10 protein-coding genes and 2 pseudogenes are annotated in these 16,825 nt (G+C 57.4%); 8 read left to right on the top strand and 4 right to left on the bottom strand.

Annotation, left to right across the window (positions count from 1 at the left end):
* Window positions 1–305: 305 nt before the first annotated feature.
* Both IEX01_RS18890 and IEX01_RS18885 read left to right on the top strand, forming a co-directional pair.
* A complete protein-coding gene (locus tag IEX01_RS18890; RefSeq protein WP_444542685.1) occupies window positions 306–11,360 on the top strand; it encodes a hemagglutinin repeat-containing protein in 11,055 nt (3,684 codons plus the stop codon).
* The gene (locus tag IEX01_RS18885; protein WP_188724355.1) at window positions 11,357–11,743 is read left to right on the top strand and encodes a contact-dependent growth inhibition system immunity protein; all 387 of its coding nucleotides are present in this window, start codon (window positions 11,357–11,359) and stop codon (window positions 11,741–11,743) included. The genes IEX01_RS18890 and IEX01_RS18885 overlap by 4 nt, the downstream gene beginning before the upstream one ends.
* Before the next feature lie 39 nt (window positions 11,744–11,782).
* Here IEX01_RS18885 and IEX01_RS21630 read toward each other — a convergent pair whose 3' ends face one another.
* A complete protein-coding gene (locus IEX01_RS21630) occupies window positions 11,783–12,046 on the bottom strand; it encodes a SymE family type I addiction module toxin (RefSeq protein WP_308423983.1) in 264 nt (87 codons plus the stop codon).
* A 131-nt stretch (window positions 12,047–12,177) separates the two neighbouring features.
* Between IEX01_RS21630 and IEX01_RS21865 the strand changes: the two are divergent.
* The 4 genes and pseudogenes from IEX01_RS21865 to IEX01_RS18860 form a co-directional block, all read left to right on the top strand.
* Window positions 12,178–12,585 (top strand): annotated as a pseudogene (locus tag IEX01_RS21865) (VENN motif pre-toxin domain-containing protein); the annotation flags it as partial.
* Window positions 12,586–13,433: 848 nt separating this feature from the next.
* Window positions 13,434–13,769: a hypothetical protein gene (locus tag IEX01_RS18870; RefSeq protein ID WP_188724354.1), complete on the top strand. Its 336-nt coding sequence runs from the start codon at window positions 13,434–13,436 to the stop codon at window positions 13,767–13,769.
* 140 nt (window positions 13,770–13,909) lie between these two features.
* Window positions 13,910–14,536, top strand: coding sequence for a VENN motif pre-toxin domain-containing protein (locus IEX01_RS18865; RefSeq protein ID WP_188724353.1), 627 nt, complete (start codon window positions 13,910–13,912; stop codon window positions 14,534–14,536).
* Window positions 14,537–14,548: 12 nt separating this feature from the next.
* Entirely contained in the window at window positions 14,549–14,848 is a 300-nt protein-coding gene (locus IEX01_RS18860; protein WP_029590827.1) for a MafI2 family immunity protein, read from the top strand.
* Window positions 14,849–14,898: 50 nt separating this feature from the next.
* On the opposite strand, the gene IEX01_RS18855 is transcribed toward IEX01_RS18860, so the two are convergent.
* Entirely contained in the window at window positions 14,899–15,102 is a 204-nt protein-coding gene (locus tag IEX01_RS18855) for a hypothetical protein (RefSeq protein WP_308423991.1), read from the bottom strand.
* Window positions 15,103–15,162: pseudogene (locus IEX01_RS21765) on the bottom strand (hypothetical protein); the annotation flags it as partial.
* A gap of 76 nt (window positions 15,163–15,238) precedes the next feature.
* On the opposite strand from IEX01_RS21765, the gene IEX01_RS21625 reads away from it, so the two are divergent.
* Window positions 15,239–16,267 (top strand): VENN motif pre-toxin domain-containing protein, encoded by a 1,029-nt coding sequence (locus IEX01_RS21625; RefSeq protein ID WP_308423982.1) that lies wholly within the window; start codon window positions 15,239–15,241, stop codon window positions 16,265–16,267.
* 16 nt (window positions 16,268–16,283) lie between these two features.
* Complete coding sequence (locus IEX01_RS18840) at window positions 16,284–16,550, top strand: colicin immunity domain-containing protein (RefSeq protein WP_024560417.1); 267 nt, start codon at window positions 16,284–16,286, stop codon at window positions 16,548–16,550.
* 54 nt (window positions 16,551–16,604) lie between these two features.
* Here IEX01_RS18840 and IEX01_RS18835 read toward each other — a convergent pair whose 3' ends face one another.
* Window positions 16,605–16,802 (bottom strand): hypothetical protein, encoded by a 198-nt coding sequence (locus IEX01_RS18835; RefSeq protein ID WP_024560416.1) that lies wholly within the window; start codon window positions 16,800–16,802, stop codon window positions 16,605–16,607.
* Between the last annotated feature and the right edge of the window lie 23 nt (window positions 16,803–16,825).

Here is a 16,825-nt window from a genome sequence, read left to right as displayed (position 1 = left end):
GCGGCGCGCTGTCAGGACATGGCGCGCTTGACCTCAGCGGCGCGCAGGGCTTATCGCTTGAAAACAGCAAAGCGGGCGGCGGCACTCACGCCACCCTGACAAGCAGCGGCCAGCTTACGGTCACGGGCGGCTCGCTCACCGCAGGCAGTGACCTGCTGCTTAACGGCGGCGCGCTGGCTGTTCGCGGCGGCACGCTCTCCGGCAAGGGCGCGCTGACGCTCACCGGCTCGCAGGGGCTGCTGCTTGAAGAGACCACCGCAGGCAGCAGTTTAAGTGCGACCCTCAGCAGCGGCGGCGCGCTTGAGATGACCGGCGGTTCGCTTATCGCCGATGGCGACCTGACGCTTAACGGCGGTTCGCTGGCGGTGCGCAACGGCAGCCTCTCCGGCCAGGGCGCGCTGAGCCTGACGGGCGGGCAGAGCGTCGCGTTAGATAACGCCACGGTCGGCAGCGGCGCGAACGCCACCTTCAGCAGCGGCGGCGCGCTTACCGCAACCGGCAGCGCGCTCACCGCGGGCAACGACCTCACCCTTACCGGCACGCAGATCGCGCTGGATGGCGCCAACCGCGCCGAGGCGAAAGCGACTGTGCGCCTGAACGGCGGCGATATTCATAACCAGGGGCAGGTGAACGCGGGCGGCAACGCGCGGGTTGCCGGCCAGAAGGTGGTGAACGAAGGCCAGCTGGCGGCCAATGGCCGTCTTGATGCGCAAACCGCAAGCCTCAACAACAGCGGGCTGTTGCAGGGCAACGGCGTAACGCTGAAGGGCGACGCGCTGGAAAACAGCGGCACGCTGCAAAGCGGCGCTGCGCTTGACGTTAACGTTAAAAACCTCGCCCAGCAGGGCACGCTCAGCGCGAAAGGCGACGCGAACATCACCGCGGAAGCGGCGCTGCGCAACGGCGGCAGCCTGCTCGCCGACGGCGCGCTTGCGGTGAACACCGCCTCCCTTGAGCAAAACGGCACGCTTTCGGGTGCAAAAAGCCTGACGGTGGAAGCCGCACAGCTTGCCAGCGGCAAAGGCTCGCTGACCACCAGCCAGGGCGACGTGCGTCTTGGGGCAGAGCAGGAAGCCGATATTAACGGCCAGGTGATTGCCAACGGCGCGCTCGACGTACGCGGCGAGAGGGTCACTACGGGCGCGGATGCGCATCTGCAGAGCGATAAAGACCTGACGCTCCAGGCTAACAACGCACAGCTCAACGGCACCCAGGCGGCGAAAGGCGCATTCAGCGTTACGGCGCAGCAAATCGACCATGGCGGGAAATCCAACGCCGACCGTATTGCTTTCAAGGCGCCGCAATCGGTGACCAACCGCGGCACGCTGGAAGCCAACACCTTAATCCTCGGCAGCGACAGCCTCAGCAACCGCGGCGCGCTGCTGGCCGATACGCTGGCCCTGGGCGCGCAGATTCTCATCAACAGCGGCGGCGTGAAGGCGGATGCGCTCACGCTGGAAGGTGAAAACCTCACCAACAGCGGCACGCTGGTGGCGGATACCTTCACGCTGCGCGGCAAGCAACTGACTAACAGCGGGCTGATGCAGGGCACCGGGCTGCTGAACCTACAAACCGACGCGCTCGATAACCTCGCGGGCGGCACGCTTTACAGCGCGCAAAACCTGACGCTGAACCTGCCGACGCTCAATAACAGCGGCCTGATCACGACCGATCGCGACCTGATCCTCAAAGGCGACCGCCTGACCAACGCCGGGGAGATCAACGGCCTTAACCTCAGCAGCGACTATTCCGCGCTGATGAACAACACGGGTGGCCGCCTGCTGGCGGACAACACGCTCACGCTGAACGGCGAAGAGATTGATAACAGCGGCCTGCTGGCGGCGAAAAACCTCTCTTTCACCGCCGATACGCTGAAAAACCAGGGCGAAGCCCAGGGCGACGACGGGCTGGCGATCGCCGCGCAGCACACCAGCAACAGCGGCGCGCTGCGCACCGGCGGCACGCTGGCGCTGCATGGCGCAACGCTTGGCAACGACGGCGAACTGAGCGCCGCCGACCTGCTGCTGAACCTGAGCGGCAACGCGGCCAACACCGGTCGGATGATTGCCGATAACGGCTTCACGCTCACTGCGCCGACGCTTATCAACAGTGGGCTGCTGGCGGCGAACGACCTGCGCGCAGACGCCTCTGCTATCACCAACAGCGGCACCTTACAGGGCGCGGCATCCCTTAATGCGACGGGCAAAACGCTGGATAACCAGCAGGGCGGCGTACTGCTCTCCGGCGGCGCGCTGGCGTTGCAAAATGACCAGCTTAGCAACGCCGGGCTGTTGCAGGGCAAAACCCTGGGCCTGGCGACGGGCGAGTGGATTAACAGCGGCAACGCGCTGGGCGAAGCGGGGCTGACGGCGAAAGTGAACGGCGCGTTCAGCAACCAGGGCAAAGCCCTGAGCCAGCAGACGCTCGACCTGCGCGCGGCAAGCCTTGATAACCGCGGCGCGTTGATGGCGAAGGTGCTGGCGCTGCACGGCGATTTGCAGAACAGCGGCTTGTTGCAGGGCAGCAGCGCCCTGAACTGGGATGGCAACGCCTTTACCAACCAGGCCCAAGGCCAGGCGACGGGCGGCGAAACGCTGACGCTCACCGGCAACACGCTTGATAACCAGGGCCAGCTCCAGGCCCGCAGCGCCACGCTCACGGCGGACACGCTGCGCAACAGCGGTAGCGCGCAGGCGCTGGACAGCCTGAACGCCACCCTTAGCGGGCGCGTGGACAACCAGGGCGCGCTGTTAAGCCAGAATCGGTTTGAACTCGCCGCCGCACAGCTTTTCAACGACGGCCAACTGGCGGCGAAAGCCTTAACGCTCAGCGCGCCGCAGTTAACCAACACCGGCGTGATACAGGGCAACGACAGCCTGGCGCTCGCCACCCGCGACCTGATTAACGGCCAGAACGGGCAACTGGTGAGCGGCAGCGGGCTGAACCTCGACCTCAACAGCCTGCAAAACCAGGGGCTGCTGCTGGCGAACAAAGACTTTACGCTGAAGGGCAATACGCTCGCTAACCGCGGCGATATTCAGGCCAATACGCTTAACGTCACCCTCGCCGACACGCTCGACAACCAGGGCGCGCTGGTGGCGAAAGGCCAGGGCGCGCTCAGCGCCGCGACGCTCACCAACGGCGGCACGCTGGCGGGCCAGACGCTGACCCTTGGCGGCACGGCGATCCGCAACAGCGGCCTGATTCAGGGCAACGGCCAGGCGGACGCCACCGCGAGCAGCATTACCAACGAGGCGGCGGGCAAATGGCTCTCCGGCGGCGCGTTAACCTTTAACGGCGGCGCGCTTACCAACGCAGGCGCGATGCAGGGGAACACGCTGGGGCTGATCGGCAATACGCTGGATAACCGCGGCGTGCTGAACGGCGCCTCGGCGCTCACCGGCGCCTTCACCGGCGCGCTCAACAACAGCGGACAAATTCAGAGCAACGGGGCGCTGGGCCTGACGGCGGGCAGCCTCATTAACCCAGGCCGCATCGCCGCGGATACGCTGACCCTTAACGCCGCCACGCTCAGCAACGACGGGCTGTGGCAGGGAGTGAAAGGGCTGACCATAACGGGCGACACGCTGACCACGGGCGCGGCTTCCCGCACCCTTACCGGCGGCGCGCTGGCGCTGAACGCCGGGCAGCTTACTACGCTCGGCACCCTGCAGGGGCAGGGCGTGGAGGTGAACGCCAGCGGCTGGACGCACGGCGGCTCGCTACTAAGCCTGGGCGACCTGACGGCAGACGTGGACGCCACGCTCGCCAATACCGGCTCCCTGATGAGCAAAGGCGATGCGTCCCTTGGCGCGCAGCTTATCGACAACGGCGGGCAGTTACTTAGCGAAGGCAACGCCACGCTCGACGGCCAGAGCCTGAAAAACAGCGGCGCGGTGCAGGGGAAAACCCTCGCGCTGCACCAGAACAGCATCAACAACCAAGGTACGCTGACTGGCCTGCAAAGCCTGACGCTGGAAGCGCAGCAGCGCCTGATGGCGCGCATGCTGATGGCCGCCCCGCAGCAGGAGCTGATAAACGGCGCGAACGGCGCGCTGCTCACTCAGGGCACGCTGAAAATCACCTCTGGCGCGGTCACAAACGCCGGAAGCTGGCAGGGTCAGAACGTTCTCCTGAACGCGCAGTTGCTCACCAACAGCGGCGCGGTGCAGAGCGCCGACGCGCTGCAGATAACGCTGGCGAACACGCTTAATTCCACGACCGGCAGCAAAATTACCGCCATGGGCAATGCGGCGCTCTCTGCGTTAACGCTTGCCAACCAGGGGCAGTGGGCGGCGAAAAACCTGACGCTCAGCGGCAACACCTTTAACAATGACGGCGATACCAGCGGCGTGAACGGGCTGACCGTAACGCTCAACGGCGCGTTTACCCAGCAGGCGGGGCGCTCGCTGCTCACCGGCGGCGCGCTGAACCTGAGCGCCGCTTCCGTCACCAACCTCGGCAAGCTACAGGGCAATACGCTTGGCGTCACCACCGGGGCGCTGAGCAACAGCGGTCGGTTGCAGGGCGACAACGGCGCCACGCTCAGCCTGAGCGGCAGGCTGACCAACAACACGGGCGGGGAGATCGTCAGCCGCCAGGGGCTTACCGTTACCACGCCTGAACTGTTCAACTATGGGCTGATGCAGGGCGGCGGCGACACCCGCGTGGACGCCGCTTCGCAGGCGCATAACGACGGCAAGCTGCTTTCCGGCGCCGGGCTGACGCTCACCACGCCGCAGTACACCGGCGCAGGCTGGCTGCAGGCGACCAACCTTGTTCTGAACGCCGCGAACGCCACCAACAGTGGCGCCTGGCTTGCGGACCAGGCGACGCTCACCGGCAATCTGTTCACCAACCAGGGCACGACCCAGGGCGGCACGCTTGCCGTTAACTACAACCAGTTGAATAACAACGGCACGCTGCTTGGCACCGGGCAGTTGAACGTGAACGCAGGCCAGGTTAACCAGTCGGCCACGGGCAAACTTTTCAGCGCCGGGAACCTGTGGCTTGGCAGCAACGGCTTCGACGCGCTGGGGCAGGTGGTAGCGCTGGGCGACCTGACGCTAAAACTGACTAACGCCTACACCAACAAAACCGCGCTGGCGGCGGGCAGAACGCTGACGCTGACCAGCAACGGCGCGATTGATAACCAGAGCGTGATGCAGGGCCAGGCGGTGAATGTCAGCGCGGGCGGCGTGCTCACTAACAATAACCAAATCACCACCGGCAACGGCGCAAGCAGCCTCAGCGGCAGCGCGGTAGCGCTTAATGGCGCGGGGTCGATTCAGGGCGGCGGCGATATCGCCATTAACAGCGGCAGCAACATCACCGTAAACGGCTTCACCGGCACCCGCGGCAGCCTGACGCTGAGCGGGCCTGGCTCCATCATCAACACCGCGCTGCTTTATGCGGCCAACAACCTGGCGCTTTACGCCAACAGCATCACCAACCAGCGCGGCGATATCCTCGCGGGCAACAGCCTGTGGATGCAGCGCGACGGCGCGGGTAATGCGAATGCGGAAGTGGTGAATACCTCAGGGACGATCGAGACGCAAAACGGCGATATTACGATCAATACCGGGCATTTGTTGAATACAAGGGATGGGTTGTCGGTAAGCAGTTGGACGGAAAACCAAAATCAGCCTAATGCAGGAAATGCGACGCTCACTATTAGCATTTCTGAGTTTTCGCCAGATGCTTATTTTATTAAAAAGTGGCTAACTCATGAATTTCATAACTGTACATGTGCAACTGATATTTATACATATTATTCACAATATACACCACTTAATGATTATAAAACGCAGAAAATCGCATCCGCTATTGTTCATAATAGTGTAAGTGCAACTGGCGGTGCGGGCACCATTTCCGCAGGCCGCAGTATCGTTATCAATAGTAATTCGTTAGATAACCGTGCCAGTAATTTATTAGCACAGCAGAATATTTCTTTAAGTGGGAATACTTTAAATAACCAAAGTTATGAAGACGGTACGTTATATAATTATTATACGTATGAATATCTGGATACTATTGGTATATCGTCATCTAACCAGCGTTATATAGAGCCTCCAACTAATTCTTATTTCAAATATGAGCTAAAAGGCCAGACTACCGAGTCCTCTAACGGCCAAATCTATCGCGCCGTTATCCAGGCGGGCGGCAACGTCAGCGCTAACTTCACCAGCAACATCAGCAACACCAATACCACCGCTAACGCGGGCGGCGTCAGCAACACGATTTCCACGCCATCGCTCAACATGCTTAGCAACCAGAGCGTTAGCGGCAGCATTGCAAAACAGAACCTGACCAATGCCGGGCCGGTGGCGGTGAACTCGCCGCAGTGGAGAGATCAACTCCAGGGCGCGTTGCAGCAGATTAACGGCGGCGGCGCGCTGGAGACAAACGGCGCGGCGAACGCGTCTCTCGCCACCATTTCTACCACGCAGAAGGGTAACGCCAGCCTCGGCAGCGTGGGCGGCCTTGCGAACGCGGGCGTGACCACGGCGGCGCTTAATAACGCCAAAGGCGGCGCGCTGGGGCAGTATCAGGGCAAGGCGGTGGACACCAGCGCCTACCCGCTGCCATCCGGCGACAACGGCTATTTTGTGGTTTCCACCAACCCGAAAAGCCCGTACCTCATCACCGTTAACCCGAAACTTAACGATCTTGGGCAACTCGACCCGTCGCTGTTTGGCGACCTGAACGCCCTGCTGGGCCTGCAGCCTTCCACCCGCGCGCTCTCTGGCGTTCGCCCGGATGTGGGGGCGCTGACAGGCGTGCAGCCGGGAACAACGGCGCCGCAGGAGACCCGCGCCGTTTATACCGATGAGAAGCAGTTCCTCGGCTCCTCTTACATGCTGGGCCGCCTCAACCTGAACCCGGATTATGACTACCGCTTCCTTGGCGATGCGGCGTTCGACACCCGCTACGTCAGCAACTACCTGCTGAACCAGACCGGCAACCGCTACCTCAACGGCATCGGCTCCGACCTCGACCAGATGCGCTACCTGATGGACAACGCCGCCTCGGCGCAGCAGTCTCTCGGCCTGAAATTCGGCGTGTCGCTCACCGCCGACCAGGTGGCGGCGCTCGAACACAGCATCCTGTGGTGGGAAACCGCGACCATCAACGGCGAAACGGTGATGATCCCGAAAGTGTACCTGTCGCCGAAAGATGTGACGGTGAACAACGGCAGCGTCATTGCGGGCAATAACGTTAGCCTGCAGGGCGGCAACATCACCAACAGCGGCAGCACGCTGGTGGCGAAGAACAACCTCAGCCTCGACAGCCAGAACAGCATCAGCAACCTGAACGACGGGCTGATGAAAGCAGGCGGCGATCTCAACCTGAGCGCCATCGGGGATATCAACAACATCAGTTCCGCCATCAACGGCAAAACCGTACAGCTGGAGAGCCTGGACGGCAGCATTAATAACATCACGCTGGCTGACCAGATTGATATCAACGCCAAAGGCAAATACGGCAGCGTTTCGCTAAAAGACACCGTGCTGGGCTCAACGGCATCCATTACCGCGCAGGACGGGCTTTCGCTTTCGGCGGGCAAAGACATCACGCTGACCGGCGCGAACCTCGCCTCCGGCGGCGACATGCTGCTGGACGCCTGGGGCGACATCGCCGTTAACGCCAATCAGGTGAACGACGCTTACGGCCAGTCCGGTTTTCGCGGCAAAACCAACACCAGCCGCTCCACCGTCTCTTATCAGGGCAGCACCATCAGCACGGGCGGCAACCTGGACGCGAGCGCGGGGCATGACTTCAGCCTGACGGCGAGCGACGTGAAAGCGGGCGGCAGCGCTGCGCTTGCGGCGGGCAACGACCTCAACCTGAACGCCGCACAGACCAGCCAGAACAGCGCCAGCGGCAAGAATGAATCGCACAGCACCGGGCTGGACCGCGCCACCGTAGCGGCAGGCGACAACCTGACGTTGAAAGCAGGTCAGGACATCAATTCCCAGGCGGCGGCGCTGGCGGCGACGAATAACGTCGGCATGCAGGCGGGGCGTGATGTCAACCTGGCGGCGGAGGCCACCACCGAGGGCGACAGCGCCCGCGCGAAGAAAAAGACCGTCATCAACGAGTCGGTGCGCCAGCAGGGCACTGAGATTGCGAGCGGCGGCAACACGGTGATTGTCGCCGGGCAGGATGTGAACGCGCAGGCGGCGCAGGTGACCGCGCAGGGCGATATCGGCGTGGCGGCAGGCCGCGACGTTAACCTCACCACCGCCACCGAGAGCGATTACTACTACAAAGAGCAGACCAAGACTAAAAGCGGTTTCCTGAGCAAAAAAACCACCCACACCATCCAGGAAACCAGCGCCACGCGTGAAGCAGGTACGCTGCTTTCTGGCGACAACGTGCAGGTTTCTGCGGGCAACAATCTGCTGGTACAGGGCTCTGCTGTTGCGGGTGACGGCAATGTAGCGCTTGGCGCGGGCAACAATGTGGATATTGTCGCCGCCACCAATACCGATACCTCCTGGAACTTCAAAGAGACGAAGAAAAGCGGCCTGATGGGCTCCGGTGGCATTGGCTTTACCATCGGCAGCAGCAAAACCACCCACGACCTGCGCGAGAAAGGCACCACCCAGAGCCAGAGCACCAGCACGGTAGGCTCGACGGGCGGCAACGTGACGGTTACCGCAGGCAACCAGGCGCACGTGGGCGGCGCGGATCTTATTGCAGGCAAAGACCTGACGATTACCGGCGACAGCGTAGTGATTGAGCCGGGCCACGACAAACGCACCCGCGACGAGAAATTCGAGCAGAAGTCCAGCGGGCTGACGCTGGCGCTTTCGGGCGTGGTGGGCAGCGCGCTTAACAGCGCCGTGAGCGCTGCGCAGTCGGCGAAAGAGAGCAGCGACAGCCGGGTAGCGGCGTTGCAGGCCACCAAAGCCGCGCTTTCGGGGTATCAGGCTTCTCAGGGTTCGGACCTGCTTCAGGCGACAAACGACCCGAGCAACGGCTTTGGCGTCAGCGTGTCGCTTACCAGCCAGAAATCAAAATCGCAGCAGCATCAGGAGACCGACACGGTATCAGGCAGCACGCTGAATGCCGGGAATAACCTTGCCATTAACGCGACCGGCAAAGGCGGCAGCGCCAACAGCGGCGATATCCTCATCGGCGGCAGCCAGCTGAAGGCGGGCGGCGACACGACGCTGAGCGCGGCGAATGACATTCTGCTTACCGGCGCGGCGAATACCGAGAAAACCACCGGCAAAAACAGCAGCAGCGGCGGCGGTATCGGCGTAAGCATCGGCGGCGGCAGCAACGGCGGCGGCATTAGCGTATTCGCCAATGTGAATGCGGCGAAAGGGCACGACAAAGGCAACGGCACCAGCTGGAGCGAAACGACGGTAGATAGCGGCGGCACGGTCAAACTGCAAAGCGGCCGCGACACCACGCTTACTGGCGCACAGGTGAACGGCGACAAAGTGGTGGCGGACGTAGGCCGCGACCTGACCATCAGCAGCCTGCAGGACAGCGATAACTACAACAGCAAGCAGCAGAGCGTAAGCGCGGGCGGCAGCTTTACCATTGGCGTGCCGGGCGGTTCGGCGAGCTTCAGCTACAGCCGCGACAAGATGAAGAGCAACTACGACTCTGTTATCGAGCAGAGCGGCATTTATGCAGGCGAGGGCGGCTTCGATATCACCGTCGGCAACCATACCCAGCTCGATGGCGCGGTGATCGCCTCCACCGCCACGGCGGATAAAAACCGTCTGGATACCGGCACACTGGGCTTCACCGATATCCAGAACCGGGCGGACTATAAGATTGAGCACCAGGGCGCGAGCTTCAGCACGGGCGGCGGCATTGCAGGCAACCTCATCAGCAATATGGCGAACACCATGCTGGCGGGGATGGGCGGCAGCGGCCACGCCGAAGGCACGACGCAGTCTGCGGTGGCGGATGGCGCCATCACCATTCGCGACCAGACGAACCAGCAGCAGGACCTGGCGAACTTAAGCCGTGATACGGAACACGCCAACGACAGTATCAACCCGATATTCGACAAAGAGAAAGAGCAGAACCGCCTGCAGACCGCGCAGCTGATTGGCGAGATTGGGATGCAGGTCTCGGATATCGTTAAAACGCAGGGCGCGATAGAGGCGGCGCAGAAGGCTAACAGCCAGATGGCGGGCGTTACCCAGGCGCAGAAGGACGAGGCGCTGAAAGCGCTTCAGGCGCAGGACCGGAATAAACAGTACAGCGACAAGGAGATTAACCAGCAGGTCTGGCAGAACTTCTACGACAACGCCCAGAAGAACAGCGACTACGGCACGGGCGGCAAATACCAGCGGGCCGTCCAGGCGGTGACGGCGGCAGTGCAGGGCCTGGCGGGCGGGGACGTTCAGTCGGCGCTGGCAGGTGGCGCAGCGCCGTACCTGGCGGATGTTATCGGCCATAAGCTGAACCTGGACGAGGGCAGTAAAGCGATTGCCCATGCCATCGCCGGAGCCGTCGTGGCGGAGCTTCAGGGACGCAATGCGCTGGCAGGCGCTGCCGGTGCGGTGGCAGGGGAACAGGCAGCTANGGACCTGACCGAAGAAGAGAAGCAGACCATCAGCGCTTTCTCAACGCTTGCGGCAGGGCTTGCTGGCGGCATTGCCGGAGACAGCAGCGCCAGTGCGTTAACCGGCGCGCAGGCAGGGAAAAATGCGGTTGAGAATAACTCGCTGTCTCTGGTTGCCAGAGGTTGCGCGGTTGCAGCGCCGTGCCGGACGAAGGTTGCAGAGCAGTTGCTGGAAATCGGGGTCAAGGCTGGTATTACTGGCGTAGTGGCGAAAACGCTTGCCGACAAACTGACCGCTGATGAACTGGATCATCTTGTTACCCTTGAAATGATGGGTAACGATGAGATCACCGGAAAATATCTCAGCTCGTTGCAGGATAAGTACGGTTCCGGGAGTGCCTCAAATCCAAACATCGGCAAGGATCTGACTGATGCAGAGAAGGTAGAGTTAGGTGGTGCTGGCTCAGGAACCGGCACCCCACCACCGCCGGAAAATGATTCTAAGCAGCAAAATGAAAAACCTGTAGACAAGCTTAATCAGAAGCAAGAAAGTGCGATTAAGAAGATCGATAACACTATAAAAAATGCTCTAAAAGATCATGACATTACTGGCACTCTCAAGGATATGGATGGTAACCCTGTTCCTAAAGAGAATGGAGGATATTGGGATCATATGCAGGAAATGCAAAATACGCTCAGAGGATTAAGAAATCATGCGGATACGTTGAAAAACGTCAATAATCCCGAAGCTCAGGCTGCGTATGGCAGAGCAACGGATGCTATTAATAAAATAGAATCAGCCCTGAAAGGACATGGAATATGATTACCTTCCGTAAATTGATTGGAAGCATCAACGTCACGAAAGAGCCTGAACAACTATCACCGCTTGAACTCTGGTTCGAACGTATCATTGATGTACCTATTGAAAAGTTAACAGTGGAAGATCTCTGTCGCGCTATTAGACAGAAATTATGTATTGATCAGTTGATGCCAAGAGTGCTGGAAGTTCTGACTGAAGATCCGTTGGCGGGTGAATATTACGATGGTGAACTAATTGCAGCCCTATCAACAATAAAAGGAGAAGATCTAAAAGATCAGAAAGTTATTTTTACCCAAATAAGGCAACTTATAAACCAGCTGGCTCCTTCAGATATTAATGATGATTTAAGAAAAGATATATTAAAAATCAATCAAATAATCGTATAACTAATCCCGGCTTCAGCGCCGGGATCGTGTTGCCAGCCGTCAGGCAAAATGCCCGTTCCCGCGCTTGATCACCGACACATCGCCGGTGTCGTTCAGCGCGCCGGGGAAGGTCTTGAACCACTGGAGCATCTTTGGCCTGTTGACGTAAGTCACGCTCAGCCCCTCGGCGCAGCCCCACAGCTCGCGGCTGTTCCAGGTGGTGATGACGATGCAGTCGGTCATCACCCTGATTTTCATTGGTATCCCCACAATAAATCCCGCCTGTGGTATCCACTCGCCGCGTAAAAATATCGCCTTATGCACGGCCCGGCTGTAGTACTCGCAGCGGGTGGTGGGTTGCGGCGCTTCAGTTGTGCGGCGGCAGCCACGCTGAAGGCACGACGCAGTCTGCGATGGGATGGCATCATCACCACTCGCGACCAGGCGAACCAGCGGGCCTGGCGGGCGGGGACGTTCAGTCGGCGCTGGCAGGTGGCGCAGCGCCGTACCTGGCGGATGTTATCGGCCATAAGCTGAATCTGGACGAGGGCAGTAAAGCGATTGCCCATGCCATCGCCGGAGCCGTCGTGGCGGAGCTTCAGGGACGCAATGCTCTGGCAGGCGCTGCCGGTGCGGTGGCAGGGGAACAGGCAGCTCACATCTTGCTGGCGCAGATGTTCCCGGGCAAAAGCGCAGCGGACCTGACCGAAGAAGAGAAGCAGACCATCAGCGCTTTCTCAACGCTTGCGGCAGGGCTTGCTGGCGGCATTGCCGGAGACAGCAGCGCCAGTGCGTTAACCGGCGCGCAGGCAGGGAAAAATGCGGTTGAGAATAATGCGTTGGCCTCCCGTGACCTCGGTGATTGCCGGACGATGTCAGCAGAAGCCTGTGGTAAAGCCAAAGAATTAAGCCAGAAGATCCTTGATAAGAATCTGCCTTCTGTTGAAGATATGCGCGATAAGCTTGCCGCCTGTCAGGATGACAGCTGTAAACAGACCGTCTGGCAGGAATACCGTCAGGCCAGCGACAAGACCATCGAAACCCTGAAACAGATGGCTCTGAATGAGGAGCTGAGCCGTGAAGAACTGGCGTTTATCAACCATGACTTAGCCAGAGAGTTAGCTTTTGGCGGGAGAGTGGATAACGATAAAATTGGTCGCTCTGAATATATGAGCTGGCTGGGTGGGGGTGGTGGCCCTCTGTCTGGGTTCTTCAATGCAGAGCTTCGTGAGAAGGAACTGGTGAATCAAGGGTTTTCACCGGAAGACGCCGCTCAGAAAACCAAAGAAGATCAGCGGAATATGATGCTGATCGAAACGGCTATGAGCGTTATTGGTTCTAAAGTTAGTAATAAGACTAACGCTACTAATGTCACTGATAGAGCAAAAAGAGCACAACAATACTCAAGTAATTGGCCTACTGGTGACCTTAATGCTGCTATTAAAAAATTCGCTGGTAACAACCCTGTTATTACAACAACAGGAAAAGGAAAACGCATTTACACCAATCCTCAAACGGGTATTCAGGTTATAGAAGACACATCAGGAAATTACTTCGTATTTATAATCCCAATGCCAGTGGAAAAGGGCATATTTAGACCTTGATGGAAATATTCCCAATAACAAAACGTTGGAGAATGGTAAGCAAACTAGTAGATCTCAGGATGAATATAACGAAGTAACTCATTTTAACATTGATAGGAAAAAATAATATGAAATGTCTGTCAGTTCCTGTAAATGCAGTTACCATAGAGCGCCTTGAGTATGACGAGTGTATGGATGATGATCTTATAGAGGTGTTTCTTGATGAAAGTGATTATAAGAAGTTATGGGACACTGGCGTGCTTACCTTAATCAATGAAAAGCTGGGGAAGAATATTGATGATTACGAAGACGAAGGAATAATTGGCCTAAATGATCTCTACCAAGCACAAGCGATCACTAAGGAAACAATATTATTTAATCCGGGTGATGATATTCTGAATAAGTTATTATCGCAAATTAACCTTGCTATCAAATTTAATACAGGGATTTTTTTCTTTTTTTAACAAAAGCGATCCCAGTTTGATCGTCGGGATCGTATTATCAGTCATCAAGCAAAACGCCCATCCCCGCGCTTGTACACCGACAGATCGCCAGTGTCATTAAGCGCTCCGAAAACGCCTTCGGCTACTGCACCGCTTTCTTGGTGAAGCGCATAACGTTCAGGCTTCCGGGCAAAAGCGCAGCGGACCTGACCGAAGAACAGAAGCAGACCATCAGCGCTTTCTCAACGCTTGCGGCAGGGCTTGCTGGCGGCATTGCCGGAGACAGCAGCGCCAGTGTGTTAACCGGCGCGCAGGCAGGGAAAAATGCGGTTGAGAATAACTCGCTGAGTGATGATGAAGAGGAAATCAAGAGCCTCCATGGCAACCGTCCAATAAAAGTTATTCCGATTAATCCACTGACACCGAATGTGCTGGACGCTGACGGGGATCCGCTTAAAGGTGGTGGTATTGGTAAGTTTACGATTAATAAAGGACAACAGAACAAGCACTTACCGGGGACGAACGAGTATAAAATAGCTTCCGAAGCGGGTTTGAATAAAAGCGTTCTTACCGTAGCGCCTGATTCATTGCTACCCAAACTGGGAACGGGTCAGCAGGTAGGTAATACTCCTGTAGGCATTCCCGGTTCTAAGGAACGAATAAATTATGGTCAAAATATTGGAAACTATATTGACCCTCAGACAGGAGTATCCATACCTACTACAAATGGCATAGTCCACTATGGTAAAAACGGTGTGCATATTGTTCCCGCAAGACCTTCAGAATAATAAGGATGAGTAATGGTTTTATCTGATTTAAGTGTATACCTGAGACTTTCATTGCAGAGGGCTTTGTTGGGAAACGTTACCCCTAATATTAGAGCCGTTATTGCTGAATTATCAGGTAAGAACATTAGCTTACTTTTTTATTTTGAAGGTGAAGTTGATGAGGACGACGAAGAGCTTGCATCGGTAATAGAAACGGAAATTATTGCCGATTTTGATGATGATTTTACTGTAGATACAACAGTTCAGCGTCTTGATTATCCACAGAGGATAAAGAATACAAATGGTTTACTGGTATATCTAAGAAAAGAGTAGATAAACAGATCCCGGCCACTGCGCCGGGATCTGTTTATCAGCCGTCAGGCTTACCCACAATGCCCATCCCCGCGCTTGATCACCGACAAATCGCCGGTGTCGTTCAGCGCGCCGGGGAAGGTCTTGAACCACTGGAGCATCTTCGGCCTGTTGACGTAAGTCACGCTCAGCCCCTCGGCGCAGCCCCACAGCTCGCGGCTGTTCCGGGTGGTGATGACGATGCAGTCGGGCATCACCCGGATTTTTACCAGCATCCCGTCAGTAAATCCCGCCTGTCCAATCCACTCGCCGCGTAAAAATATCGCATTACGCACGGCCCGGCTGGGGTGGTGGGTTGCGGCGCTTCAGTTGCGCGGCAGCGGTCACGCCGTAGGCACGACGCAGTCTGCGGTGTTGGATGTTATCGGCCATAAGCTGAACCTGGACGAGGGCAGTAAAGCGATTGCCCATGCCATCGCCGGAGCCGTCGTGGCGGAGCTTCAGGGACGCAACGCTCTGGCAGGCGCTGCCGGTGCGGTGGCAGGGGAACAGGCAGCTCACATCTTGCTGGCGCAGATGTTCCCGGGCAAAAGCGCAGCGGACCTGACCGAAGAAGAGAAGCAGACCATCAGCGCTTTCTCAACGCTTGCGGCAGGGCTTGCTGGCGGCATTGCCGGAGACAGCAGCGCCAGTGCGTTAACCGGCGCGCAGGCAGGGAAAAATGCGGTTGAGAATAACCTTCTGGGTGGTGGAACCGAAGAAGGACAGGCGAAGGCGGTCAGAGAGCATGCGAAAAATATCGCATCCTGCAGCACGGACCCGGATTCAGCCTCGTGCCAGAAAGGGCTGGCGATGCAGGATGCGCTGACGGTGGCCCTTCCGGCCGGTCTTGGCGGTGGTATACCGGCTGCAGCTACACCGGAAATCGCAGCGGCGGCGCAGGCGGCAATCCAGTCATGTGCCGGTAATGTTGTACTGTGTCTGAACAGCGTCGGTATCCAGGTATCGGAAGCTATCGTGCCGGGCGGTGTTGGCGCTGGCGGTGCTGTTGGAATAGGTAAGACGGTTACAGAAGCAACGGCGGCAAAATCGGAAGCTGTGGCGGCTAATGCGGCGAAGGGGGTTATTTCACCGAAGAATGTGGCTGATGAGTTAACCGAGATTAGTTTCAAGCAACTCGATAAAAAATTTAAACATGCTGAAGATTTTGGAGTTATGACTACGAAGAAGAATCCGGAAACACTTAGTCAATATGAGGCTGCTATCAGGAACCATATGGGAGATACAGCAACAGTAGAGCAAGGTAGTTATGGGTTTGTGAAAGATTCAAAAGTTTTCTTTAATTCAGCGACTAACAATGCAGTTGTTCTTGATAGCCAGGTGCTTTCGTCACAGGATTTAAACTTACACCAAGAATCCCGCAATATGACAATTTTATGAAAAATGGAGTCTTAGGATGAGCGTTGTGATTTTAGAATTTGCTAAGTCTTTCATTAAAGAAAGATTATCAGCTGAAGTGTTTGCTGATGCTTATATAGAATTATGGCGAATAGAACGTGATAATCATATTATTTTGAAAGACGACGAAAGATTAAGTGAGTGTTTATCTAGCATCTTTTGTTTAGCTGATTTATATAATCCAGAACCGGATCGAGAAGAATATGAACTGGATGATAAACAACTATATGATCAAGTGCTTCAATTAATTAATAAATTGAATTAGTTTTTAGTGGAGAAAGATCCCGGCCATCGAGCCGGAATTTTTACCTTTTAACCGTCACTGACTGCGAAACAGACAGTCATAACGATCGCGCTTAATCACCGGCAGATCGCCGGTGTCGTTAAGCGCCCCCGGAAATCCTTCCAGCCAACGCTTCATCTTCTGCTGGTTGACGTAAGCCACGCTTAAGCCTTCGGCGCAGCCGTACAGCTCGCGGGTGTTCTGGGTGGTGATAACGAGGCAGTCCGGCATCATCCGAAATTGAGAAGCATGGTGGA

This window comes from Franconibacter daqui (genome assembly GCF_014644275.1).
Classification (GTDB): domain Bacteria; phylum Pseudomonadota; class Gammaproteobacteria; order Enterobacterales; family Enterobacteriaceae; genus Franconibacter; species Franconibacter pulveris.
This window is presented reverse-complemented; position numbering and strand designations above follow the sequence as displayed.